This is a genomic window from Kitasatospora nipponensis (assembly GCF_039528135.1).
Classification (GTDB): domain Bacteria; phylum Actinomycetota; class Actinomycetes; order Streptomycetales; family Streptomycetaceae; genus Kitasatospora; species Kitasatospora nipponensis.
Genome location: NZ_BAAALF010000674.1, coordinates 1 through 747 on the forward strand (window position 1 = coordinate 1; position 747 = coordinate 747).

General features: G+C 71.5%; 1 protein-coding gene. It reads right to left on the minus strand.

The genetic code is table 11. From position 1 onward, the window contains the following. Nucleotides 1-192: 192 nt before the first annotated feature. Nucleotides 193-747, minus strand: a 555-nt coding sequence (locus tag ABD323_RS42645) for a hypothetical protein (protein ID WP_344447425.1), incomplete at its 5' end; no start/stop codon positions are given.

The following is a 747-nucleotide window of genomic DNA, read 5'->3' on the forward strand; positions in this document are numbered from 1 at the left end:
GCAGTCTGGGGCGCCACCGAAGGAGCCTTCGTCGCCGTCACACAGATCCACGGTGAGGCGTGGAACGTCAGCGTGCAGGACACCGTCAGCTCCACCTGCGCGGGGCTGTTCGGCCTGTTCCTGTTCAGCGGCATCGCGGCCTGCTCCATCCGCCCGGCGCGAACCCGGCGCTGATCTGCTCGCCCCGGTGGACTACTTGGCGGTGCGCAGATCGGGCGGCGGCGGTAGGTGACGCCACCACAGCTTCACCCGGCCGGGCTTGATCGTGCGCGTCCCCCGCCCGCCCTGGAAAATGTCGACACGCCACAGCATCAGCAGGGCCAGACCGCGCTTCGCCTCCGTCGGTGCCGTGTTCCACCATGTGACCAGTTCCTCGACGCTGCCGGTGACCGGCGTCGACGCAGCGCACTCCAGGCGGCGAATTGCCCGGTTGAGGGCCTTCGTCTCCCGTGCGGCCTCGGCCTTGGCGATCCCGGCGCTCTTAGCGGTGATCTCCCGGTGCAGCACCATCGTCCCGAGGGAGTCGACGGTCTCGCGGACCTCCGCCAGCCGGGCCCGGTGCTCCTCCAGCTCCCGCTGCGCCTCGGCGCGTGCGGCCTCCAGGGCCTCCTGGGTGCCGGGCAGCATCAGGCGGGCGACGATGTGCTCGCCGAGATGGTCTTCGAGGAGTCCGGCGGAGATGCGGACCTTGCCGCACTCCCCCGGCCGGTCGGCGCGGGGCCCGTCCGGACAGCAGTAGCCGGGGTG